Source organism: Microbacterium kunmingense (genome assembly GCF_023155745.1).
Classification (GTDB): domain Bacteria; phylum Actinomycetota; class Actinomycetes; order Actinomycetales; family Microbacteriaceae; genus Microbacterium; species Microbacterium kunmingense.
Window position 1 is genome coordinate 140,508 of the sequence record NZ_JAKNUS010000001.1, and the last position, 22,728, is coordinate 163,235.

Annotated in this window: 23 protein-coding genes; 10 read left to right on the plus strand and 13 right to left on the minus strand. The window is 69.6% G+C overall.

Annotated elements, in window-relative coordinates; genetic code table 11:
* Nucleotides 1–2: 2 nt before the first annotated feature.
* Together MA875_RS00780 and MA875_RS00785 are read right to left on the minus strand one after the other, a co-directional pair.
* Nucleotides 3–446, minus strand: coding sequence for a DUF6069 family protein (locus tag MA875_RS00780; protein ID WP_248239647.1), 444 nt, complete (start codon nucleotides 444–446; stop codon nucleotides 3–5).
* A gap of 176 nt (nucleotides 447–622) precedes the next feature.
* Nucleotides 623–1,987, minus strand: coding sequence for an aminomethyl transferase family protein (locus tag MA875_RS00785; RefSeq protein ID WP_248239648.1), 1,365 nt, complete (start codon nucleotides 1,985–1,987; stop codon nucleotides 623–625).
* A gap of 254 nt (nucleotides 1,988–2,241) precedes the next feature.
* Between MA875_RS00785 and MA875_RS00790 the strand changes: the two genes are divergently transcribed.
* Genes MA875_RS00790 through MA875_RS00810 form a run of 5 tightly spaced genes read left to right on the plus strand, consistent with a single transcriptional unit; the run spans nucleotide 2,242 to nucleotide 6,939 of the window.
* Nucleotides 2,242–3,021 carry an ABC transporter ATP-binding protein gene (locus MA875_RS00790; protein ID WP_248239649.1) on the plus strand — a complete coding sequence of 260 codons (780 nt, stop codon included), beginning with the start codon at nucleotides 2,242–2,244 and terminating at the stop codon, nucleotides 3,019–3,021.
* Entirely contained in the window at nucleotides 3,008–3,718 is a 711-nt protein-coding gene (locus MA875_RS00795; protein ID WP_248239650.1) for an ABC transporter ATP-binding protein, read from the plus strand. The genes MA875_RS00790 and MA875_RS00795 overlap by 14 nt, the downstream gene beginning before the upstream one ends.
* A gap of 1 nt (nucleotide 3,719) precedes the next feature.
* Nucleotides 3,720–4,601 (plus strand): branched-chain amino acid ABC transporter permease, encoded by an 882-nt coding sequence (locus tag MA875_RS00800; RefSeq protein ID WP_248239651.1) that lies wholly within the window; start codon nucleotides 3,720–3,722, stop codon nucleotides 4,599–4,601.
* Complete coding sequence (locus MA875_RS00805) at nucleotides 4,601–5,659, plus strand: branched-chain amino acid ABC transporter permease (protein ID WP_248239652.1); 1,059 nt, start codon at nucleotides 4,601–4,603, stop codon at nucleotides 5,657–5,659. The genes MA875_RS00800 and MA875_RS00805 overlap by 1 nt, the downstream gene beginning before the upstream one ends.
* Nucleotides 5,656–6,939: an ABC transporter substrate-binding protein gene (locus MA875_RS00810; RefSeq protein ID WP_248239653.1), complete on the plus strand. Its 1,284-nt coding sequence runs from the start codon at nucleotides 5,656–5,658 to the stop codon at nucleotides 6,937–6,939. Before MA875_RS00805 ends, MA875_RS00810 begins: the two co-directional genes overlap by 4 nt.
* Nucleotides 6,940–7,345: 406 nt before the next feature.
* Here the strand turns inward: MA875_RS00810 and MA875_RS00815 are convergent, their stop codons facing one another.
* From MA875_RS00815 to MA875_RS00835, 5 genes are all read right to left on the minus strand, one after another.
* Nucleotides 7,346–7,999 (minus strand): GntR family transcriptional regulator, encoded by a 654-nt coding sequence (locus MA875_RS00815; protein WP_248239654.1) that lies wholly within the window; start codon nucleotides 7,997–7,999, stop codon nucleotides 7,346–7,348.
* 154 nt (nucleotides 8,000–8,153) lie between these two features.
* Nucleotides 8,154–8,732, minus strand: coding sequence for a PadR family transcriptional regulator (locus tag MA875_RS00820; RefSeq protein WP_248239656.1), 579 nt, complete (start codon nucleotides 8,730–8,732; stop codon nucleotides 8,154–8,156).
* A gap of 79 nt (nucleotides 8,733–8,811) precedes the next feature.
* On the minus strand, nucleotides 8,812–10,221 hold the full coding sequence (gene ligM, locus MA875_RS00825; RefSeq protein WP_248239658.1) for a vanillate/3-O-methylgallate O-demethylase: 1,410 nt from the start codon (nucleotides 10,219–10,221) through the stop codon (nucleotides 8,812–8,814).
* A gap of 52 nt (nucleotides 10,222–10,273) precedes the next feature.
* Entirely contained in the window at nucleotides 10,274–11,158 is an 885-nt protein-coding gene (purU, locus tag MA875_RS00830; RefSeq protein WP_248239659.1) for a formyltetrahydrofolate deformylase, read from the minus strand.
* Nucleotides 11,159–11,167: 9 nt separating this feature from the next.
* Entirely contained in the window at nucleotides 11,168–11,974 is an 807-nt protein-coding gene (locus tag MA875_RS00835; protein WP_248240104.1) for a methylenetetrahydrofolate reductase, read from the minus strand.
* Between the two features lie 319 nt (nucleotides 11,975–12,293).
* Between MA875_RS00835 and MA875_RS00840 the strand changes: the two genes are divergently transcribed.
* From MA875_RS00840 to MA875_RS00860, 5 genes are all read left to right on the plus strand, one after another.
* On the plus strand, nucleotides 12,294–13,289 hold the full coding sequence (locus MA875_RS00840) for an ABC transporter substrate-binding protein (RefSeq protein WP_248239660.1): 996 nt from the start codon (nucleotides 12,294–12,296) through the stop codon (nucleotides 13,287–13,289).
* Between the two features lie 151 nt (nucleotides 13,290–13,440).
* Complete coding sequence (locus MA875_RS00845) at nucleotides 13,441–14,235, plus strand: ABC transporter permease (protein WP_248240107.1); 795 nt, start codon at nucleotides 13,441–13,443, stop codon at nucleotides 14,233–14,235.
* The gene (locus MA875_RS00850; RefSeq protein WP_248239661.1) at nucleotides 14,232–15,056 is read left to right on the plus strand and encodes an ABC transporter permease; all 825 of its coding nucleotides are present in this window, start codon (nucleotides 14,232–14,234) and stop codon (nucleotides 15,054–15,056) included. The genes MA875_RS00845 and MA875_RS00850 overlap by 4 nt, the downstream gene beginning before the upstream one ends.
* Entirely contained in the window at nucleotides 15,049–15,855 is an 807-nt protein-coding gene (locus tag MA875_RS00855) for an ABC transporter ATP-binding protein (protein ID WP_248239662.1), read from the plus strand. Before MA875_RS00850 ends, MA875_RS00855 begins: the two co-directional genes overlap by 8 nt.
* Nucleotides 15,852–16,691, plus strand: a complete 840-nt coding sequence (locus tag MA875_RS00860; RefSeq protein WP_248239663.1) for a PaaX family transcriptional regulator — start codon at nucleotides 15,852–15,854, stop codon at nucleotides 16,689–16,691. The genes MA875_RS00855 and MA875_RS00860 overlap by 4 nt, the downstream gene beginning before the upstream one ends.
* Before the next feature lie 3 nt (nucleotides 16,692–16,694).
* On the opposite strand, the gene MA875_RS00865 is transcribed toward MA875_RS00860, so the two are convergent.
* The 6 genes from MA875_RS00865 to MA875_RS00890 all read right to left on the minus strand — a co-directional run bounded on the left by MA875_RS00865 (nucleotide 16,695) and on the right by MA875_RS00890 (nucleotide 22,712).
* Complete coding sequence (locus tag MA875_RS00865) at nucleotides 16,695–17,351, minus strand: dihydrofolate reductase family protein (protein ID WP_248239664.1); 657 nt, start codon at nucleotides 17,349–17,351, stop codon at nucleotides 16,695–16,697.
* A 238-nt stretch (nucleotides 17,352–17,589) separates the two neighbouring features.
* On the minus strand, nucleotides 17,590–19,110 hold the full coding sequence (locus tag MA875_RS00870) for an acyl-CoA synthetase (RefSeq protein WP_248239665.1): 1,521 nt from the start codon (nucleotides 19,108–19,110) through the stop codon (nucleotides 17,590–17,592).
* Nucleotides 19,111–19,158: 48 nt separating this feature from the next.
* Nucleotides 19,159–19,611: a MaoC family dehydratase gene (locus MA875_RS00875; RefSeq protein WP_248239666.1), complete on the minus strand. Its 453-nt coding sequence runs from the start codon at nucleotides 19,609–19,611 to the stop codon at nucleotides 19,159–19,161.
* A gap of 39 nt (nucleotides 19,612–19,650) precedes the next feature.
* Nucleotides 19,651–20,844 carry an acyl-CoA dehydrogenase family protein gene (locus tag MA875_RS00880; protein WP_248239667.1) on the minus strand — a complete coding sequence of 398 codons (1,194 nt, stop codon included), beginning with the start codon at nucleotides 20,842–20,844 and terminating at the stop codon, nucleotides 19,651–19,653.
* A 1-nt stretch (nucleotide 20,845) separates the two neighbouring features.
* A complete protein-coding gene (locus MA875_RS00885) occupies nucleotides 20,846–21,727 on the minus strand; it encodes an amidohydrolase family protein (RefSeq protein WP_248239668.1) in 882 nt (293 codons plus the stop codon).
* Between the two features lie 70 nt (nucleotides 21,728–21,797).
* On the minus strand, nucleotides 21,798–22,712 hold the full coding sequence (locus MA875_RS00890) for an SDR family oxidoreductase (RefSeq protein WP_248239669.1): 915 nt from the start codon (nucleotides 22,710–22,712) through the stop codon (nucleotides 21,798–21,800).
* Nucleotides 22,713–22,728 lie beyond the last annotated feature (16 nt).

The following is a 22,728-nucleotide window of genomic DNA, read 5'->3' on the forward strand; positions in this document are numbered from 1 at the left end:
AGTCATTCCTGCCTTCGCGCTTGCCGCGCGTCGCGGCGCGCGCGCAGGGCGAGCAGTGCCGCGACGGTGAACGGCACCATCGCGAGGTGGCAGAGGGCGAGGGCGACGGTGCTGCCGGTGTCGAAATCGGCGGGGATCGTGAGTGCGAAGATCGTTCCCACCTCGAGCAGCACCGCCACGACCAGGCCGACGAGGAACACCCAGCGCCACCAGTGCCCGACGATCGCCGCCACCGTCAGCCCGACGAGAAGCGGGACGGCGGTGAATTGGATCAGCACCGGGGGCAGCACCTGCAGCGGCCCGCCCGCGGCGGTGAACCAGAACTCCACGCCGGCCAGGCGCGCGACCCCGTAGATCGCGAGGTTCGCCAGCACGGCGCCCACCACCGCGATGAGGATGATCCAGACCGATCTCAATGACGCATATCGGTCCATCGCGCGGCGCATGCTCGCACGCTACCCGAGATCAACCCCTCCTCGAAGCGTCGTGCGCGTCGCGCCCACACGGATATCCGCGCTCCTGAGGACCGATCCGGGGGGCGCGGTCCTCAGGAGCGCGAATCTCCTCGCGACGGAGGGGAAAGCGGCCGACGTGAGCGAGCCGGCGCGCACCGCGCGACGGGTCAGTCGTTCGCGCGATACACCGTGCGGGCGTACTCGTGGTACGGCGCCGGTGCGACGGTCGCGCGGATGCGCACCTGGCGGTGCTGTTCGACCGAGTGCTTGCGCGAGATCGGGTCCTCGCCCCAGAGCACCTCGACCTCGGCGCCCTCGGGCACGTCGTTGTCCAGCGTCGCGAGCGACATGTACAGCTGATCGAAGGCGACGTAGCCTGCGTCGGTCGAGATGCCCACGCGGCGCCCGTCCTGCTGGATCTCGTCCATCTGGTAGAGGCCGTATCGCGCCTTGGGGAAGTCGAGGTACTTCGCCGGCACGCCGGGCTCGACCTGCGACCGGACGACGTCGGCGACATCCGAGGAGTTCCAGATCAGCGTCACCTTGCGACGAGCCGGGGCCTCGGCGATTTTCTCCAACGCCTCCCGGCCGTGGAAGTCGTGGTCGAAGCGCACCGATCGACCGAGACCCAGATCGAACGGCGTCATGTAGTAGTCGTGGATGTCGGTCGAGTACAGCGATCCGCCGATCGACCCGATGCGCGCGGCGGGGAGCCACTCGCGATACTCGGCGAAATCGTCGTCGAAGACGGCGGGGAACGGGGTGGGCACCCATCCCGACTCCAGCGGCGACGACGAGTAGGCCTTCGCGCCCACGCGACGGATGTCGAACTCCTCCCCGGCCTCCATGATCGCGTTCAGCACGATCTCGTTGTCCTCCCACGGACCGTAGAACTCGAAGCCGGGCTGCCCGGCCATGCCGTGGCGAAGCGCCTTGACGGGGCGACCGGCGATTTCGACGTCGCCGATGTGGAAGAACTTGATCGCCGGAGCCGGCCCGCCGAAGATCTTCTCCATCACGCGGTCGGCGTGGGGGCCCTGCAGCTCGTAGCGGTAGAACGTCGGGGGACCCTGACGCATGTGCGAGTTGGGGTCGAGGCGGTACCGCACGTCCTTGCCGGCGGCCTCGGCCTTCTCGATGTTGAACCGCACCCAGTCGATGAGCATGTGGTGCCCCACCAGCACGAGGCCGTCGGGACCCTCGTGGTTGTAGAACAGGATGCCGTCGCCGATGAGATAGCCGTCCTTGTTCACCGAGATGAGCTGCTTGGCCACACCGGGCCGGAAGGTCGCGAACGTGTTCGGCGAGATGCTCTGCAGCAGGGGGATCAGGTCGGCGCCGTCCATGAACAGCTGCGTCATGTGGTGGGACTGATCCATCAGCGCCACCGAGGTGTTCCAGGCGCGCTGCTCGTCGCGCCAGTTCGTGAACTCCGGCGCCACCGGGAAGGTGAATGCGGGCCAGTTCTGGTTCCGCAGCAGTTCCACCGGGCTTCCCTCGCGGGCGATCGCCTGGGCCAGTGTTTCGGTCATCGTCGACCCTCCATTCGTCGGCGTCACACTATGCGGCGAGATCGTCACCGCGGCGCGTTGTTCCGTTCAACGGAAATCTACGGCAGCAGCCGGCCGACCCGCGCCACGATCGGACCACGAGGTCACGAATGGGCCACAGTCATTCAATCTGCGCACCAAAATCGTTGACAATTTCTACGAAGATCGCGTAGCGTCCCCTCACGGGATGACTCGATCCCTGGTCAGAGCAGAGACGCGACGACGGAAGGCGGGCAATGGGTGCTCGATTGACGGTGTCGGACGTCAGCCTCCACTTCGGCGGTGTCCGGGTGCTCGAGGATGTCTCCTTCACCGTGGAACCCGGAAGCATCGCGGGGCTCGTCGGTCCGAACGGAGCCGGCAAGACCTCGCTGTTCAACTGCATCAGCGGGCACTACAAGCCCTCGAGCGGGTCGATCACGATCGACGGATCCGAGGTGCTGGGGTCCACTCCCGCGAGCCTGGCCAAGCACGGGCTCGCCCGCACATTCCAGCATCCCGCCCTCCAGCTGCGGGAAACCGTGCTGGAGAACGTGCTCCTCGGCGCCCACGGACGACTTCCCGGCGGCGCTCTGGAATGGTCGATCCGGATGCCGCGGACGCGGCGTACCGAGAAGGAGCTGCGTGCCGAGGCGCTGGCCCTGCTGGAGCGCAACGGCCTCGCATGGACCGCGAACGTGCGGGCCGACGAGCTGTCGCACGGCCTGCACAAGGGCATCGAGCTCTGCCGGGCGCTGATGAGCCGGCCCTCGCTCCTGCTCCTGGACGAGCCGGCAGCGGGCCTGCCGCACAACGAGGTCGAGCAGCTGATCGAGACCGTCCGACGCGTTCGCGACGACGGCATCACCGTCGTGGTGGTCGAGCACAACATGGGCCTCATCGCGGCGCTCACCGATCACGTCGTCGTCCTCGACCACGGGCGCAAGCTCATGGAGGGCACCGCCGCCGAGGCCCAGTCCGATCCGCGCGTGATCGAGGCGTACATCGGAAAGGACGCCGCCGATGACGCTGCTTGAGCTGAAGGACGTCACCGCGTTCTACGGACCCGTCCAGGTGCTGGAGGGGGTGTCGCTGAGCGTCCCGGACGGCGGTGCCGTCGGCATCCTCGGGGCCAACGGCGCCGGCAAGACGACCACGCTCCGGGCGATCAGCGGCACGGTCCGCGCCGGCGGCAGCATCCTCTTCGAGGGCAAGGACATCCGCGGCTCCAAGCCGGAGAAGGTCGCGGCGATGGGGATCGCACACGTGCCGGAGGGACGCGGCACGCTCGGGGGCCTGACGGTGCGGGAGAACCTCCGCGTCGGCGCCTACCTCCGGCGCGACCGCAAGGGGATCGAGAGCGACATCGAGTACTGCCTCGACCTCTTCCCGCAGCTGCGCGACCGCATCCGTTCGAACGGGTCGGCCCTCTCGGGCGGCGAGCAGCAGATGCTCGCCGTGGCCCGCGCCATCATGGCGAAGCCCCGCCTCATGCTCCTGGACGAAGCGTCGCTCGGGCTCGCGCCCTCCACCGCCAAGACCGTCTACGAGGCGATCGGGCGGCTGCGCCGCGAATCGGGCATCGCGATGCTCATCGTCGAGCAGAACGCGAACCTCGCCTTCACCCTCGTCGACAGCGCCACGGTGCTCGAGACGGGACGCAACGCCCTGACCGGCTCGACCGCGGAGCTGCGGGGCATGGACGAGATCCGCCGCGCGTACCTGGGAGGCTGACGTGCAGACCTTCATCCAACTCGTGGTCGACGGCCTGTCGACCGGGTCGATCTACGCGGCGCTCGCGCTCGCGATCGTCCTGGTGAACCAGGCCACGGGCCTGATCAATTTCGCCCAGGGCGGCATCGCGGTGCTCTCGGCCTACATCGCCTACCAGTTCACCGTGTGGGGGCTGCCGCTGATCCTGGCGATCCTCGCCTCGGTGGTGGTGTCGTTCTTCGTCGGCGCCTTCATCGAGCGCTACCTCATGCGCCGCTTCGAGAAGGGCGACCCCGACACCGCGGTCGTGGTCACGATCGGCCTCCTCACGCTCATCACCGGCATCTGCGCGTGGATCTGGAGCTACAACAACCTCCAGTTCCCCTCGCTCTTCCCGCTCGACACCGTCACCATCTTCGGCGCCGTGGTCAGCGTCCGCTCGCTCGGGACGATCTTCGTCATCGTCGTGATCATGCTGATCCTGCAGGGCCTGTTCGTCGGCACCAAGCTGGGTCTGGCGCTGCGGGCGGTGGCGATCAACCCCGAGTCGGCGTCGTTCTCGGGATTGAAGGTCGGCCGGCTCCTGATGGTCGGCTGGGGGCTCGCGGCAGCTCTCGGCGCCGTCGCCGGCGCGATGGTCGCCCCCCAGCTCACCCTCACCCCCGGGATGATGGACGGCGCCCTGGTCTACGCCCTCGCCGCCGTCATCATCGGCGGACTCTCCAGCCCGCTCGGTGCTGTGGTCGCGGCGTGGCTGATCGGTGTGCTGGAGAACCTCGCCGCGGTCTACGTGCCCTTCATCGGGTACGACCTCCGGATCGCGGTGCCCTTCATCCTCCTGTTCATCGTCCTCATCCTGAGGCCGCAGGGCCTGTTCGGCCGGAAAGTCGTGGTGCGGGTGTGATGACGACGGCAACCGGCTTCCTGCAGCGCCCCTGGGTGAGATGGGCGGGTCTCGCGCTCGGCGTGCTCGCTGCGATCATCCTCCCGCTGGTCTTCGACGCGGGGACGAACTCCACCCTCGCCCGCATCGGCGTCTTCGCCGTCGCCGTCCTCGGGCTCAACGTGATCATGGGCTACACCGGCCAGGTCATGCTCGGCCAGATCTTCTTCGTCGGGCTCGGGGCCTACATCACCGCCTACGGGGTGTCGCAGGAGTGGAACATCATCCTGGTGTTCATCCTCGCCCTGGCCCTCACCGCCCTCGTCGGTCTCGTCATCGCGCTGGCCGCCGCCCGGCTCGGGGGGCTCGCGATCGCGATGGTGACCATCGCCCTCCCCATCGTCGGCGTTCCGCTCGCTCGGCGCCTCGGGGAGTTCACCGGCGGATCGCAGGGCCTGTCGGCGCGGTTCTCGGGCGCCCCGGAGTGGGCGCCCCTATACGACGACCAGTGGCAGCTGTACCTCGTGCTGCTGATCGGCGGCATCACCTTCCTCCTCACCCGCAACCTCGTGCGGGGGAAGTACGGTCGCGCATTCGCCATCGTGAAGGAGAACGAGGCGGTCGCGGCATCCATGGGCATCTCGCCCTACAAGTACAAGGTGCTCGCCTTCACCATCGCCGCCCTCATCGGCGGGGTGAGCGGGTTCCTCTACATGGTCGTGATCCAGTACACCTCGCCCGAGACGCTGAGCTTCGGTCACTCGATCGAACTCGTCATCTCGATGGTCGTCGGTGGGGCGGGCAGCATCGTCGGGTCGATCCTCGGCGGCGCCTACTACGTCCTCGTCCCGCAGCTGACGAACATCATCGACCCGAACCTGACCGCGATGCTGCAGGGCGCCATCCTGCTGCTCGTGCTGTTCCTCCTCCCCGGCGGGCTCGTCTCGCTTCCCCGGGTCATCGGGCGGCTGGTCCGCCGCGGTGATCGGGGGGGAGGACCCGGCGCGCGGTCTCAGGCGGCGACACCGCAGCCGGTCGCCGCATCCCACCCATCCACCGAGAGAGAGCAAGACACATGAGCGAGTTCCACACGAAGACGTGGGGACGCCGGGCACGGGTGACGACCGTCGTCGCCGGCATCGGCATCCTCGCCCTGGTGGCCACGGGCTGTGCCCGCGGCGCGAACACCGGGGGCGGCGACGCCTCGGGCGACGCCGTCGCGGCGAGCCCCGGCATCACCGACGACAGCATCACCCTCGGCATCACGACGCCGCTGTCGGGCCCCACCGCCGGCCCCGGCACCTGCACGGTGGCGGGCCTGGAGGCGTACTTCGGCGCCGCGAACGCTGCGGGAGGCATCGAGTTCGGTGACGGCAACACGCGCACCGTCGAGATCGAGGCCCTAGATGACGCCTACGACCCTCAGCAGGCGGCGGCGAACTTCGAGCAGCTCAAGGACAGCGTGTTCGCCATGACATCGGGCCTCGGCACGCCGACCAACCGCGCGTGGCGCGAGGCGGCGATCGACGATGAGGTGCCCCAGGTGCTCATCATGACCGGCGACCCGCTGTTCTCCAACACCGACGAGAGCCCGTGGCAGCTCGGCTTCGTGCCGATCTACCAGAACGAGGGCGCCGCGTTCGGCGAGCTGCTGGCAGCCTCCGGCGAAGACCACAAGGTCGCCATCCTCGCGCAGAACGACGACTACGGCGAGGGCTACGTCGAGGGCTTCAAGGAGGCGATCGAGGGCGCCGACAACGTCGAGATCGTCGAGGAGCTCACCTACGAGGCGACCGACACGTCGGTCGATGCGCAGCTCACCGAGCTCGCCGCGTCGGGCGCCGACGTCTTCTTCAACGCGATGTCGATCACTCCGCTGGTGATCTCCTCGCTGCAGAAGGCGCAGGAGCTCGGATGGCTCCCCTCGTGGTTCCTGCCCTCGAACACCTCCAGCCCCACGGCGATCCTGGAGCCCGGTGGCGCGACGGCCTTCCCCGGCGTCTACTCGGTGTCGTTCGCCAAGGCGCCTGCGAGCCCGGCCTACGCCGAGGACGAGGACGTGCAGAACTTCCTCACCAACCTCGCCGAGTACGCCGACTACCCCGATGTGCCGGCGTTCCCGCACTGCATGTGGAGCTACATGATCGGCGGCACCCTCGAGCAGGTGTTCGGCGAGATGACCGAGCCGACCCGCGAGAACTTCATGGAGGCCCTCCGCAACGTCTCGGGCTACGAGGCGCCGCTGATGCTCCCGGGCACCCTGGTCGACACCACCGAGGCCGGCCAGCCCGCCGTCTCGAGCGTCGTGGTGCAGAAGTACAACGGCCGCGGTTACGACACGGTCGAGTCCTTCGAGTAACCCGTCGTCCCTTCGCGAGGCGCGTCGTCCCGTTCGGGGCGGCGCGCCTCCGTGTGCGCGGCGGGGGCTGGGCGTGTGCGCGACCCGTCGCAGGATGCGGCTCGAGGCGCGCGCAGGCCGCAGTTTCTGACGGGTCGCGGGTGGAAGCTGCGGGTGTGGGCAGATCGTGCGGGTGGCGGGGCGCAGGGTTCACCACGACGCGCGCGACCCGTCACAGGATGCCGCCCGTGCCGCGCGCAGGCCGCAGTTTCTGACGGGTCGTGCGCGGGCTGGCGCGCGCAGGCCGCAGATTTCGACGGGTGGTGCGCGGGCTGCCGCGCGCAGGCCGCAGTTTTCGACGGGTCGCCGGCGGGCGGGGCAAGGGTCGAGCGCGCGGGAAGGGGATCGCGCGGTCCTGCGCGGGAGGTCAGCCGAGCGCGTGCAGCACGCCGACGATGCCGTTCAGGTGAGCCCGGGTCGCGGCATCGGCCGCCTCGGGGTCGCGGGCGAGCACCGCGTCGATGATCGCGATGTGCTCCGGCGCCGACTGCGACGCCCGCCCCGGGTGGAACGCGAGGCGGAACTGGTGCCGCGCCGACTGGGCGCGCAGTCGCTCGAGCAGCTGGGTCGCGGTGACGTGGCCGCTCTCCTCGCGCAGGCACCGGTCCATCTCCTGGTTCAGGCGCGCGTACTCCACGAGGTTCCCGGTCGCGATCGCCTCCTCGATGCCGTCGCGGATGGCGCGCAGCTCGGCTTCGCCCGCCGGGGAGAGGTTCTCGGCGGCCTTGCGGGCGCACAGCGACTCCAGCCCCACGCGCACCTCGACGATCTCGACGGCCTCGTCGATGCTGATCGCGCGCACGCGGGCGCCGCGGTTCGGCAGGCGCTCCACGAGGCCCTCGCCGGCGAGGTTCAACAGCGCGTTGCGCACCGACGCCCGCGACGCGTCGAAGCGTTCGCTGAGGTCTGCTTCGATGAGCCGCTGATGGGGGGCGAACTCCGCGCTCAGGATCGCGTCGCGGATGCGCTGCGTGAGGTCGGGGCGCGCGGGCGCGTCATCCAGAACGTCTGCGTCGGTCATCCGCTCCACCTCTCCATCGACGTCGACCGGGCACGCGGCCATCGCCGAGGAGAAGGATCCGCCGCGTACGCTCCGAGCGTACTCCGAAACGGCGATTGCCGACGAGATCGCCGCGGATTATGTCGCCAATCCGGCGGGCCTGCGCACTCGAGCGTCAGCTCACCCGATCGACGAGATCGAGGCCGCGCCGGGCCCACTCGATCTCGCCGCGGGCGCGCTCGACGAGCCCCTCGTAGGCGAAGCGCTTGTAGGCGATCGTGCGCTCGCGTTCCTCGTCGGGGGTGCCGGCGAGCCGGCGGACGAGCATGGGGTTGCTGAGCGCATCGATGCGGGCGAGCTCCCCCTCCCACTGGGCGAGCTCGGCCGACCAGACGGTGATGTGGCGGGCGAGGAACTCCCGCGCCGCTTCGGGCGTCGTGGTCTCGAGGTAGGCGGCGCGAAGGTGGGCGGGGTCGCGCACCCGCTGGTAGTCCAGCGGCGCCGTCATCCAGTCGAGGAACGCCCGATCACCGGCATCCGTCACGTGGTAGAGCCGTCGACGGCCGCGCTCGCCGCGGGTCTGCTCCTCGGCCTCGACCAGGCCCTCCTGCTCCATCTTGCGCAGCTCGGGATAGATCTGGGAGTCCGGTGCGTGCCAGACGTGACCGACCGAGAGCGAGAACTGCTTCTGCAGGTCGTACCCCGAGAGCGCGCCGACCCGCAGGATCGCCAGCAGCGCGTATCGCAGACTCATGAAGCTCCTTGCCGGGGTCTGGGGGTGAGGGTAGCAAAAGGGCCCGGACGCGTACGCCCGAGCCCCTCCGCCATCACGGTCAGTCGTTCTTGTATCCGGTGCGCCATCCGCCCTGGTAGGTCTGGCGGGCCACCGTGGAGTACGGCACCGGCGAGACCACGACGCGGACCTCGGTCTGCTCGTGCGGCTCGACCGACGCCTTCGACGAGCCGCCGTTCGGCTCGCCCCAGACGACCTTGAGCTCGGTGCCCTCGGGCACGTCGGGGTCGACGGTGCCGAGCGACAGGCCGCGCTTCTCGTTGGCGCTGTACCCGGTGAACATCGAGAACCCGACGACGGTGCCGTCGGCGTCCACGACCGAGTCGTAGTTCGCCGAGCCGTAGTTGGCCAGCGGCAGGTCGAAGAACTTGTAGCTCGGGCCGTCGACGTCCAGGAGCGACGACCACACCCGGCCGAGGTCCTCGGCGTTCCAGGCCAGCGTGACCTTCTTGCGCTGGGTGGCGGGGTCGATCTTCTCCAGCGCGTCACGTCCGATGAAGTCGTGGTCGAACTTCACGAACGAGCCGTAGCCGAGCTCCCACGGGGTGAGGTAGTAGTCCTCGATGTTGTTCGACACGAACGAGCCGGCGAGTGTGCCCGTCGCCTCGTAGCTGTCGACGCCGAGCCACTCGCGGTACGCGCGCTCCTCTTCGCCGGTGTAGATGGCGGGGAGGGGAGAGGGGATCCAGCCCGACTCGAGCGTGTTCGAGGGGTAGGCGCGCGAACCCACCGGCACCAGGCCGAACTCGGCCCCGGCCTCGACGATGATGTCGCGGACGCGGTGGTGGTCGGCGTAGGGACCCCAGATCTCCAGACCCGGAGCGCCGGCCATGCCGTGGCGGAGCGTGCGGACGTTCATGCCCTCGATGTTCATCGTCGACATCGCGAAGAACCGCAGCTGCTCGAGCGGGCCGCCGTTGAGCTTCTCGATGACCTTCCAGGCCGCGGGGCCCTGGATCTGGAAGCGGTAGTACCGGCGCGAGACCGCGTCGCCGTAGGGACGCGACGGCGAGCGGCGGTCGACCTCGATCTCGAGGTTCTTGTAGCCGCCGGTCTCACCGTGGAACATCAGCCAGTTCGACGCCGGCGCGCGGCCGACGTAGACGTACTGGTCCTCCTCCTCGTGGAAGAGGATGCCGTCGCCGATGACGTGACCCGACGCGGTGGTCGGCACGTACTGCTTGGCGCGGTTGACGGGGAAGACCTCGACCGAGTTGATCGCGGTGTCGCGGATCAGGTTGATCGCGTCCGAGCCGCGGAGGAACACATTGTCCATGTGGTGCGACTGGTCGTACAGGACCGCGGTGTCGCGCCAGGCCTTCTGCTCCTTGATCCAGTTCTGGAAGTCAGCGGGCACGACGGGGTAGATGTACGAGCCGATCTGGGAGTTGCGGAGCAACTCGACCGGGCTTCCCTTCTCGTCCAGCAGCTGCTGCAGATTCTCTGCCATGGGTGGAACCTCTCTGTTCGGTAGGTGGTCTTCGGGAGGGTGCGGGGGATCGTCAGGGGCGGTCGCTGAAGACGATCGTGTGGTTGCCGTGACGGATGACGCGGTCCTCGGCGTGCCACTGCACGGCGCGCGAGAGCACGGCGCGCTCGACGTAGGCGCCACGGGCCTGGAGGTCTGCGGCGGTCATCCGGTGATCGACGCGGGCGACGTCCTGCTCGATGATCGGTCCCTCGTCGAGGTCGGCGGTGACGTAGTGGCTCGTCGCGCCGATGAGCTTCACGCCCCGCTCCTTGGCCTTCTTGTAGGGGGCCGCCCCGATGAAGGCGGGGAGGAAGGAGTGGTGGATGTTGATGACCGGCACGCTGATCTTCTCGAGGAAGTCCTCGGAGAGGATCTGCATGTAGCGGGCGAGCACGACGAAGTCGACGTTGCCGTCGAGGAGCTTGAGGATCTCCGCCTCGGCGGCGGACTTGTCGGGGCCCTGCGAGTGCACGTGCACGAACGGGATCCCGAACGAGCGGACGTCCTCGGCGGTGTTGGTGTGGTTGGAGATGACCATCGGGATGGTGACGGGAAGCTCGCCGCGGCGGTGACGCCAGAGCAGCTCCAGCAGGCAGTGGTCGCTCGTCGAGGCGAGGATCGCCATGCGCTTGGGCACCGACTGGTCGGTGAGCACCCATGTCATGCCGAGCGGGCCGAGGGTCTTCTCCAGGTCGGCTTCGATCGCCGGCATCGTCGCGGTGAGATCGGCGCGGTGGAAGACCACGCGCTGGAAGAACTCCCCGCCCTCGGGGTTGTCGGAGTACTGGTCGAGGGTGACGATGTTGCCCTCGTTGCGCGCGATCAGCGACGACACGGCCGCGACGATCCCAGGCTGGTCGGGGCCGTGGACGATCAGGCAGGCGTGGTCGCGCCGGGCATCGGTGTGCAGCGTCATGAGAACTCCTCAGGATTGTGGGGCGCGGAAATCGCGCACCCACTCCGAGGTCGCGCGCAGGCCGCCGAATGTGTAGAAGTGCAGTCTGACATTGCCGAGCGTGCCGTTCTGCGCCAGTAGGTCTGCGAGGTCGGTGACGAAGCGGTCGGGGCCGGCGGTTCCCATCAGGTTGGTCAGGGAGAAGCCGTACTTCTTCACGATCATGGCGTTCGCGCCGATTCCGAAGCGGCGGGCGAAGCCCAGCAGGCGCTTGATGCCGGCGGGTCCGGGCGTGCCGATCCGGATCTCGGCGGTGATGCCGCGGCGGCGGACCTCCTGGATCCAGGCCATCACCGGGTCGGTGTCGAAGGCGAACTGGGTGAGGATGACCGCGTCCAGGCCCTGCTCCGAGAGCGCGGCGATCTTGTCCTCGAGGTGGCGCCACAGGATGTCGTCGGCGATGTCGGGGTGACCCTCGGGGTACCCCGCGATGCTGACCTCCTTCACGCCGTACTCCTGCAGGATGCCGGAGCGGATCACCGACAGCGAGTCCTCGTACGGGCCCTCGGGCTCGGCCGGGTCACCGCCGACGGAGAAGACGTGCTCGCTGGCACCGACGGTCTGGAGGTGGGAGAGGAATTCCCGCAGCTGCTCGGCCGACTTCAGGCGCCGCGCCGAGATGTGCGGAACGGGCACGAAGCCCGCCTCCTTGACCGCCTTGGAGGCGGCGACCCGCATCTCGAGGTCTTCGTTGCCGAGGAAGGTCACGTTCACCTTGGTGCCAGCGGGGATCGAGTCCCGTGCCTCCTGGAGACCCGGGATGTCCTTCCCTGTCATCTCCAGCGAGTAGTCCTGTACCAGCGCGCGAGCGGCTGCGGAATGTTCGGAGGTGGTGCGTGCCACGTCGAGGTCCTTTCCTCTGCGATGAGCATCGGTGCTCTCGAGATCACGATAACTATGTCCATAGGTAATGGCAAGAGGCATTTCCGACTGGCAGATTCAACAATTCGGTGACGCTCGTCACAAAAGTCTTGACAAGCGGATGTCGCCTGACCGACCATGAACACGTCAGGCCACGAGGATGTGACGACCCGACGCAGCACCGACGTCACGCCTCGAGACCGGCTCCACTCCGACACCAACGAGAGGCCCGTCAATGAAGAAGAGGCTCGCCGCATTCGGCCTGATGGCCGTAGCCGCACTCGCCCTCGCCGGTTGCACCGACTCCGCAGCCGGCCCCACCGCCGAACCCAGCGACAGCGCCGACGCCGGCGGCACGACCGAAGAGGTCCGCGATGTCCGCGTGGCCGCCCTTCCCATCGCCGAGTCCGGCGCGCTGTGGGCGGCGATCGACGAGGGGATCTTCGAGGAGTACGGACTGAACGTCGAGGTCGTGCCCGCCCAGGGCGGCGCCCAGGCCATCCCTGCCCTCCTCAGCGGCGACATCGACTTCGCGATCGGTCAGCCCTTCGGCCCGATCCGCGCCGATTTGCAGGACCTCGGCGTCGTGATCTTCAGCAACTACGCCTCCTCGCTCACCTCGGGTGAGGACGTCAACGCCGTCGTCGCCCTCGGCGACGCGGGCATCGCCGGCCCCGCCGACCTCGCCGGCAAGCGCGTGGCGGTCAACAGCCTCGGCGCCGCCGGTGACCTCACCATCCGCAAGGCCGTCGACGACGCCGGCGGCGACTCGTCCACCATCGAGTTCGTCGAGGTCGCCTTCCCCGACGCGCAGGCGCAGCTCGAGGCCGGCAACATCGACGCGGCGTGGGTGCCCGACCCGTTCCGCGGCATCGTCGTCGGTGGCGGCGGGGTCGAGGTCGTGGCGCCCTACCAGGCGACGATCCCGGGCCTGACGGTGCTGACCAACTTCACCACGCAGGCCAAGATCGACGAAGACCCCGAGCTCGTCGCCGACTACGCCGCGGCCATGGCCGACGCGCTGGAGTTCGCCTCGCAGAACAAGGACGCCGTCCGCGCCGCCATCGCGACGAACCTCGAGATCCCCGAGGAGGCTGCGGCGGGCATCGTGCTGCCGGAGTTCACCGCCGACCTCGGCAGCGCCGGCATCGAAGACCTCGCCGCCCTCGCGGTCGAATACGGCTACATCGACGCCGAGCCCGACTTCTCGCGGCTCATCCAGCAGCAGTAGTCCGCGCGGAGCGGGCGGCCGCGCTCCCGCGCGCCGCCCGCTCCGTTCCCCCTTCGATCCCGAGAGGTCCCCCGTGTCCGAGAACGCGGTGCTCCCATCACCGAAGACGACCGTGCCCCCACGGCAGCTCCGACCCGAGGCCCCGAACCGCCTGCGCTCGGCCCGTCGGGCCCGCACCTTCCGCAAGGTCGCCCTCGGAGCGCTCGGCATCGCCGGGTTCCTCGTCACCTGGCAGCTGATCCCCACCCTGGGGCTGCTCGACCCGCGCTTCTTCCCGCCGCCCACCGAGGTGCTCGCGCGCCTGGCCGCAGACCTCCGCGACCTGGAGTTCTGGCGCAACATCGGCCGCACGATGACCGCGTGGGCCATCGGCCTCGCCATCGCCACGGTGCTCGCCGTCGTCCTCGGCACGATCATCGGACTCGTCCCGTTCCTGCGCAAGGCCACCCACACCACGGTGGAGTTCCTCCGGCCGATCCCCTCCGTCGCGCTCATCCCGCTCGCGATCCTCATGTTCGGCCTCCGCATCGAGGCGGCACTCGTGATCGTCGTCTACGCCAGCTTCTGGCAGATCTTCGTGCAGGTGCTCTACGGCGTCGCGGACGTCGACGCCGTCGCCCGCGACACGGCCAAGAGCTTCCGGCTGCCTCGCGCCGAGCGCATCCGCTATCTCATCCTCCCCACGGCGCTGCCCTACCTCATGACGGGTCTGCGCCTGGGCGCGGCCGTCGCGCTGATCCTCGCCGTCACCGCCGAACTGACGATCGGAAACCCCGGGCTCGGTCGCGCGATCGTCGTCGCGCAGTCGGCGGGCGACTACGTGCGCGTCTACGCGCTGGTCATCGTCACCGGCATCCTCGGCCTCATCATCAATCTCGTCTTCCGGGTCATCGAGCGCCGCTCGCTCTCGTGGCACCAGTCGGTGCGAGGGGAGGAAGTGCTGTGACCCTCTACACCAGCACCGTGGTCACGCCGAAGCCCCGTTCGCGTCGCTGGGCAGGGCTCGGCTCGGGCATCGGATACGCCCTCGGCTTCCCGCTTCTGCTCCTGGTCATCTGGGGTGTCTGGTCGTCGTTCGCCACGACCCCGTTCTTCCCGAGCCCGCTCGTCATCGCCGAGGCGTTCGTGGAGACCTGGGTCGGGCCGGCCTTCGTCACCGACGTGCTCCCGAGCCTCGGGCGGCTCGTCGTCGGTGCGGCGCTGTCCATCGTCGTGGGCATCGTCGCCGGCCTCGTCATCGGACTCACCCGGTGGCTGAGCGAACTCCTCGAGCCGATCCTGGAGTTCTTCCGCGCCATCCCGCCGCCGGTCCTCATCCCGATCGTGGCGGTGCTCCTCGGACCCACCGACTCGATGAAGATCGTCGTCATCGTCGCCGGCTCGCTCTGGCCGGTGCTGCTCAACACGATCGACGGCGTGCGTGCGACGGACAGCGTCATGACCGAGACCGCCCGATCGTTCGCGCTGACGCCGGGCGAACGCATCCGCTACCTCGTCCTTCCCGCCGCGAGCCCGCGCATCATGACCGGGGTGCGCCAGGCCCTGTCGATCGCGCTGATCCTCATGGTCATCTCCGAGATGTTCTACTCCTCGTCGGGGCTCGGCTACCGCATCGTCTTCTTCCAGCGGAACTACCTCATCGCCGAGATGTGGAGCGGCATCGTGTTGCTCGGCCTCATCGGCGTGCTGCTCGCCACGATCTTCGGATTCGTCGAGCGGCGGGTGCTGCGCTGGTACCACGGAATCAAGGAGGTGGAGCGTGCCTGAAACGCTGCTCGAGGTCCAGAACCTCAAGAAGGTCTACGAGGCGGCGACCGGGAACGTCGAAGCCATCGGCGACATCAGCTTCCAGATGAGGGCCGGCGAGCTGGTCTGCATCGTCGGTCCGTCCGGCTGCGGCAAGACGACCCTGCTGAAGTGCATCGCGGGACTCCTGCGTCCGACCGCCGGCTCGGTGGAGCTCGACGGCCAGCCCGTGACGAATCCGCCCGAGAGCATGGCGCTGGTGTTCCAGGAGTACGGCCGGTCGCTGTATCCGTGGCTGACCGTGCGCGGGAACGTCGAGCTGCCGCTGAAGCACAAGCGGATGTCGCGGGCCGACCGCGACCGCCTTGTCGACGACGCACTGAAGGCCGTCGGCCTGGATCACGCCGACAAGAGCTACCCCTGGCAGCTGTCGGGTGGGATGCAGCAGCGCGTCGCGATCGCGCGAGCCGTGGCCTATCAGCCCGAGGTGCTGATCATGGACGAGCCGTTCGCGGCCGTCGACGCCCAGACCCGCGCCGACCTCGAGGACCTGGTGCGCACGCTCCACCGCGAGCGCGGGATGTCGATCCTCTTCGTCACCCACGACATCGACGAGTCGGTGTACCTCGGTGAGCGCGTCGTGGTGCTCTCGAAGTCGCCCACCTGGGTGCAGGAGGATCTGGCGATCGACCTGCCGCCCACGCGCGACCAGATCACGACGCGCGCGATGCCCCGGTTCACGGAGCTCCGCACCCACGTGTACGAGCAGATCCAGCGCGCCAAGCGCGGCGAGGCCGTGAGGCCGGGCGCAGTGGCGTGACCTCCCCCGTCCTCCGGTCGGCGCCGCCCGACCGCACCTTCCTGACGCGCAAGCCCCGTCAGCTCCTGCTGGCGTTCTTCGGCGAGTACGTGTGCGACCGCTACTTCGAGCCGCTGCGTGCGAGCGTGCTGCTGGGCGTGCTGGAGGGGGCGGGGGTCGCGGGCCCCGCGGTGCGGACGAACCTCGACCGGATGGTCTTCACCGGACTCGTCGAACGGCGCCGCCTCGGGCGGGAGATCGGCTTCGTGCTGACCCCGCACGGCAGCGACGTGCTGCGCGAGGCGTCGCACCGCGTGCACAGCCCGACGCCGTTCGCGCGGGAGGGGGAGGGGTGGACGCTGGTGACCTTCAGCGTTCCCGAGCATCAGCGCACCCTCCGCCACCGTCTGCGGGCGGCGCTCACCTGGTCGGGGTTCGCGCCGCTGCGCGACGGCCTGTGGATCGCCCCGGGGGAGGTCGATCTGGCGGCGGCGCTCGCCGCCATCATCCCGGATCTCAAGCCCGGCTCGGTGACGGCGTTCGCCGCCCGGCAGCTCGAGGGCTTCCCGATGGGGGAGGCGGTACGCACCGCGTGGGACATCGCGTCGATCCGACGCGCGCACCACGAGTTCCTCGCCCAGTGGGATGACGAAGTCGACCCCGACGCTCCCGGTGCGCTGGCCACCCGCATCCTGCTCGTCGCCGACTGGCTGGCGCTGCTGCGGGCAGACCCCGCACTGCCGGCGCAGTACATGGATGACGACTGGCCGGCCGAGCGCTCGCTCGAGCTGTTCACCCGCCGCCACCGCGAGCTGGCGTTCCCGGCGGTGCGAGAGTTCGCCGCGCTCGTCGGGTGAGGGTCAGCCGCGGGGCGTCCGGATGAAGGTGACGTGGACGACGCCGCTGGAGGAGACCTCCGACGACACGTCGTAGTCGCGGTCGAGGCCGCGCAGTTCGTCCCAGAGGCGGATGCCCTTGTCGAGGATGATCGGGGTGATCCCCACGTGCAGCACGTCGACGAGGCCGGCGCGGAGGTACTCGCGGGCCATCGTCGGTCCGCCGCCGATGCGGATGTCCCTGTCGCCCGCCGCCTCGCGCGCGATGGCGAGCGCCTCGGTCGGGGAGGCCTCGAGGAAGGTGAAGGTCGTTCCGCCCTGCATCTGCAGGGGCGGGCGGGGGGTGTGGGTGAGGACGAACACGGGGGTGTGGAAGGGCGGGTCATCCCCCCACCAGCCGCGCCAGTCCGGGTCATCCGGGTGGGCGTGGAGACCGAACTTGCCGGCGCCCATGATCTCGGCGCCGACCCCGTCGAAGTAGCCGCGGGCGTACTCGTCGTCGAGTCCGGTGGTGCCCGCGCCGCTGGTGTCGTGCAGCACCTGTTCGCGGAAGGTGCGTGTCTGCGTGTAGGCCTCGACGAGACGGCCCCAGTCCTCCCCGAACGGGTTCTCGGGTGTCTGGTCGGCCGTGGCGGCGATGCCGTCGAGGGAGATGTTCAGGTCCATGCGAACGAGACTCATGCGCCGACCCTGACACGGCCGGGGGCTCCGCCTCAAGGGGAGCGCCGGGCGTGCGGCGGTCGCCGGGGCTGCACGAGATCGGGGTGGCGAAGGTGGTCGCGTTTTGTCGCGGGGTGCGACCATTTGTGCCACGTCGATGTGGTGGGGGTGATCGGGGTGGCGGAGGTGGTCGCGTTTTGTCGCGGGGCGCGACCATTTGTGCCACGTCGATCACTTCGCCGCGGATAGCCCCGCTCCGCTACCCGCCGAAGCGCGTGCGCAGCTCGGCCTTGCGCACCTTGCCCGACGCGGTGCGGGGCAGCTCGTCGACCACGACGACGTTCTTCGGGATCTTGTACCGGGCGATCCGCCCCTCGAGGTGTCCCCGCACATCCTCGAGCGACACCTCGGTGCCCGGCGCCACGGTGAGGATCGCCCACGGCACCTCGCCCCAGCGCTCGTCGGGCACGCCGATCACGGCGACCCCCGTCACGCCGGCGACGTCGCTGATGAGGTTCTCGACCTCGGCGGGGTAGATGTTCTCGCCGCCCGAGATGATCATGTCCTTCAGCCGGTCGGCGATGAAGAGGTACCCGTCGGCGTCGAGGTATCCGAGGTCTCCCGAGCGGAACCAGCCGTCTGCGGTGAACGCCGCGGCCGTGGCATCCGGCAGGTTCAGGTACCCTGCGAACACGTTCGGTCCCGAGATCTCGATCTCGCCCACCGTGCCGCGCGGCACCATCGCGCCCTGCTCGTCGGCGATGCGCACCTCGGTGAAGAAGTGCGGCAGACCCACGCTCCCCTGCTTCTCGCGCGTCTTCTCCGGCGACAGCGACGTCGCCCCGGGGGAGGTCTCGGTCATGCCGTAGCCCTGCGAGAACGACATCCCCCGCTCCTCGTAGGCGTTGAGGATGCGGGTGGGCACGGCCGATCCACCGCACGTGAGCTTCCGCAGCGACGACAGGTCGGTGCCGGCCCAGTCGGGATGATCGGCCATCAGCTGATACGTGGTGGGCACACCGCTCAGCATCGTCACCCGGTGCCGCGCGATGAGGGCCAGCGCCCGGCCCGGGTCGAAGCCCTTCTCGAGCACGAGGGTGCCGCCCTTGAGGAAGACCGGCAGCGCCCCCATACCGAGCGAGGCGACGTGGAAGAGCGGCGAGATCATCAGCGCGATGTCGGTCGAGACCACGTCGTAGTCGATGATGCAGTTCAGCGCCACCCACGTGAGATTCCCGTGGGTGAGGACCGCACCCTTCGCCTTCCCGGTCGTGCCGGAGGTGTAGATGATCGCCGCGGGGTCGTCGGGGCCGACTTGCTCGTCGGCGTGACCGCCGGACGCCGCGCGGATGAGCTGATCAAGTCCCGGATGCTGCGCATCACCCTCCCCGGTCGGGATGACGTCGCCGATGCGGGCCCCGTCGATCCCCGGCTGAGCGCGCTCGCGAAGCGCGGGGTCGACGATCACAACGCGGGCGCCCGAGTCGGCGAGCACGTGGGCGACCTCGGGCGGGGCGAGCCGGGTGTTCACGGGTACGAACACGGCACCCAGCTGCGCCGCGGCGAACATCACCTCGAGGAACTCGGGGCAGTTCTCACCGATGTAGGCCACCGCGTCGCCGCGTCCGAGCCCGCGGTGGCGGAGCACCGACGAGATGCGGTCGGCCTGGTCGGCGAACTGCCGATAGGTCACCTGCACGTCGCCGGCGACGATCGCCACCTTGTCGGGGCTCTTCCGGCGGCGTGTGGCCGCCCACGCTCCGATGCCGTGGTTGTGCATGCACTTCTCCTTCGAAGTCGGATGCCGGGACGCGCCGCCGAACGGCGCTCAGGCGTAGAAGCGGTACAGGCCCCGTGCGACGACGGCGGGCTTCTCGGCGCCCTCGATCTCGATGGTCTGGTCGACGGCGAACTGGTAGCCGCCCTTGACCTCGGTGACCTCGGCGATGACGGCGGTCATGCGCACGCGCGCGCCGACCTTCACCGGCGAGACGAAGCGCACCTTGTCCAGGCCGTAGTTCACGCGGGTGCTGACACCGGTGACGTCGAACAGCTCCGACCAGAACTTCACCGTCAGCGACAGCGAGAGGAAGCCGTGCGCGATCGGCGCGCCGAAGGGTCCCTCCGCGGCGCGGGCGGGGTCGACGTGGATCCACTGGTGGTCGTCGGTGGCGTCGGCGAAGAGGTTCACCCGGTCCTGGGTGACCTCGAGCCAGTCGGTGTAGCCGAGGTCGGTGCCGGCGAGGCCGGCGACGTCGTCGTAGCTGACGGTGGTGGTCATGGATGTCTCCTTGGGTGCGGTGAGCGAGGTGGCGGGTGGTCAGGTGAACGCCGAGGCGCCGGTGAGGGCGCGCCCGACGATGAGGGCGTTGATCTCGTGCGTGCCCTCGTAGGAGTACACGGCCTCGGCATCGGCGAAGAACCGCGCGGCGTCGTGGGCCAGGAGGATGCCGTTGCCGCCGAGCACCTCGCGGCCGAGGGCGACGGTCTCCCGCGCGAGGCGCGCAGTCTGCATCTTCGCCAGCGCCGAGTTCTCGTCGGCGCAGGCTCCGGAGTCGTCCTGATGCGCCGACAGCTCGACGACGAGCGCGAGGGAGGCGACGGTGTTGCCGAGCATGCGGGCGAGCTTCTCCTGCACGAGCTGGAACCCGCCGAGCGGCCGGTCGAACTGCCGCCGCTGCCGCGTGTAGCGGACGGCGGCGTCGAGCACGCCCGCCTGGAGGCCGGCGGCGATCCACGCGACATCCGACCTCATGGCCCGGAGGATCCGCGCGACGTCGCGCCAGCCGTCGACCCGCTGCAGCCGGTCGGCCTCTGCCACCCGCACCCCGTCGAGCGTGATGCGGGCGTTCTGCATCGGCCGGAGCGAGGTCTTGCCGGTGATCGCTTCGAGGCCGACGCCGGGCGCATCGGTCGGCACGAGAAAGGCCTTGACGGCGGAGTCGGCGACGTCGCGGGCGAAGACGACCAGAAGATCGGATGCCGCGGCCCCGCCGATCCACGTCTTCGTCCCGTCGATGACCCAGGCGTCGCCGTCCCGGCGCGCCGTGGTCGACAGACCCCCGGCGATGTCGGAGCCGTGGTCGGGCTCGGTGAGGGCGAAGGCGCCGGTGACCTCGAAGCTGCGCACGCGCGGATCGAGCGCGGCCGCCTGCTCCGGTGACCCGCCGAGCGCGACGGCGGAGCGGAAGAGGCCCGACTGGGCGTTGTACAGGGTCGCGACCGACACGTCGGTGCGGGCGAGGACGTAGTTGCGGAAGCCCGAGAACATCGTCGAGCGCGCCTCGGCGGCATCCATCCCCGACGGCTGCATCAGGTCGAGCGGGATGAGCGCGTCGAGGATCGCCTCAGGCATCACCGCACGCTCCCAGGCGTCGGCGAGGAGCGGGCGCGCGTCGCGGTCGAGAGTCGCCTGCAGCCGCGTGAGCGCCGCACGCGCCGCCGGGCTGAGGTGCCGTGCGGCGATCGCGTAGGGGTCGAACCCGAACGCCTCCTCCGGCTCGAGCGCGGGCATGTCAGCCGCCGAGGCCGAGGAGCCGCACGGCGTTGTCCTTGAGGATGCCCGGCATGACCTCGGGTTTCAGTGCCGTCGCGGCCGCGTCGCGCTGCCAGCGGTCGGGGGTGAGGAGGGGGAAGTCCGACCCGAAGAGCACGCGGCTCTTCAGGTACGAGTTCGCCGCGCGCACGAGCGACTCGGGGAAGTACTTCGGGCTCCACCCCGACAGGTCGATCCAGGTGTTGTGCTTGTGGGTCGCCACCGACAGCGCCTCGTCCTGCCACGGCACGGAGGGGTGGGCCATGATGATCTGCAGATCGGGGAAGTCGGCGGCGACGGGGTCGAGGAGTATGGGGTTCGACAGGCCCAGGCGCATGCCGCGCCCACCGGGCAGCCCCGCCCCGATGCCGGTCTGGCCGGTGTGGAAGAGGGCGACGACACCGGCATCCTGCAGGATCGCGTAGAGCGGATACCAGCGCTCGTCCGAGGGGTCGAACCCCTGCACCGTCGGGTGGAACTTGAACCCGCGCACCCCGGAGTCGTCGATGAGGGCGCGCATGCGGTCGGCGGCGTCGGGGCGGTGCGGATCGACCGAGCCGAACGGGATGAGGACGTCGTTGTGGCGGGCGGCGCCCGCGGCGACCTCGGCGCTGGAGATCGGCGGATGCCCGAGCGTGTGCTCGGCGTCGACGGTGAAGACGACCGCGGCCATCGCGCGTTCGCGGTAGTGGTCCGCGACGGAGTCGAGGTCGGGGCGGGGGCCGTCGGCGGAGAAGTACCGGGATGCCGCGGCGACGAGGTCGTCCGGGAGGGAGTGATGTCCGTGCCCGTCAACCTCGATGTGCACGTGGACGTCGATGGCGGTGATCGCGTCGACGTCGATCGCGGGCTCGTATCTCATCGTGTTCCCCGGTGCGCGAGCCCGGTCGTTGAGCGAGGACGCGCGCAGCGCGCCCGAGTCGACACGCGTCTCACCGCTGCAGATCCTCGGGAAGCGGCGGGAACTTCTCGCCGACGCTCTGCAGCTCGCCCACGGCATCGCCGAAGCCCTCGACGAGCGCGTCGTAGGTCCAGCCGCCCTCGCGGTACGCGGTCGCGACGGCCTCGGGGTGCGACCACAGCTGGAGGCGGTCGCCGCCGATGCCGATCGCCTGACCCGAGACGCCGGAGGCGGCGTCGGAGGCGAGGAACGCGATGAGGCCCGCGACGTCGTCGGAGGTGCCGAAGCCGAGGTCGTGACGGAAGAACGCCGGCATCGGCTCACCCTTCTCGTCGGCCTCGACGGCGGCGGCGAAGTAGGGCACGGTCGCCGTCATCGCGGTCGCGGCGACGGGGATGACGGCGTTGGCGGTGATGCCCGCCTTCTTCAGCTCCAGCGCCCAGGTGCGGACCATCCCGACGATGCCGGCCTTGGCGGCGGCGTAGTTGGTCTGGCCGAAGTTGCCGCGCTGGCCGGTGGGCGAGCCGATGCAGATGATGCGCCCCGCGATCTCGTTGGCGCGCATGTAAGTCGCCGCAGCGCGGACGCACGTGAAGGTGCCGCGCAGGTGCACGCCGATGACGGTGTCGAAGTCGTCGTCGCTCATCTTCCACAGCACGGTGTCGCGGAGCACCCCGGCGTTGGTGACGAGGATGTCGAGGCGTCCGAAGGTGTCGACGGCGGTCTGGACCAGCTGCTCGGCGGTCTCGGTCGGGCCGACCGGGGCGACGACGGCGACGGCCGCACCCCCCGCGTCGGTGATGCTCTTCACGGCGGCATCCGCAGTGGCCGCGTCGACATCGTTGATGACGACCGATGCGCCCTGCCGTGCGAGTTCCTGGGCGTAGGCCAGACCCAGGCCGCGACCCGAGCCGGTGACGACAGCGACTTTGCCGTGAAGTGACATGAGAGCTCCTTCGATC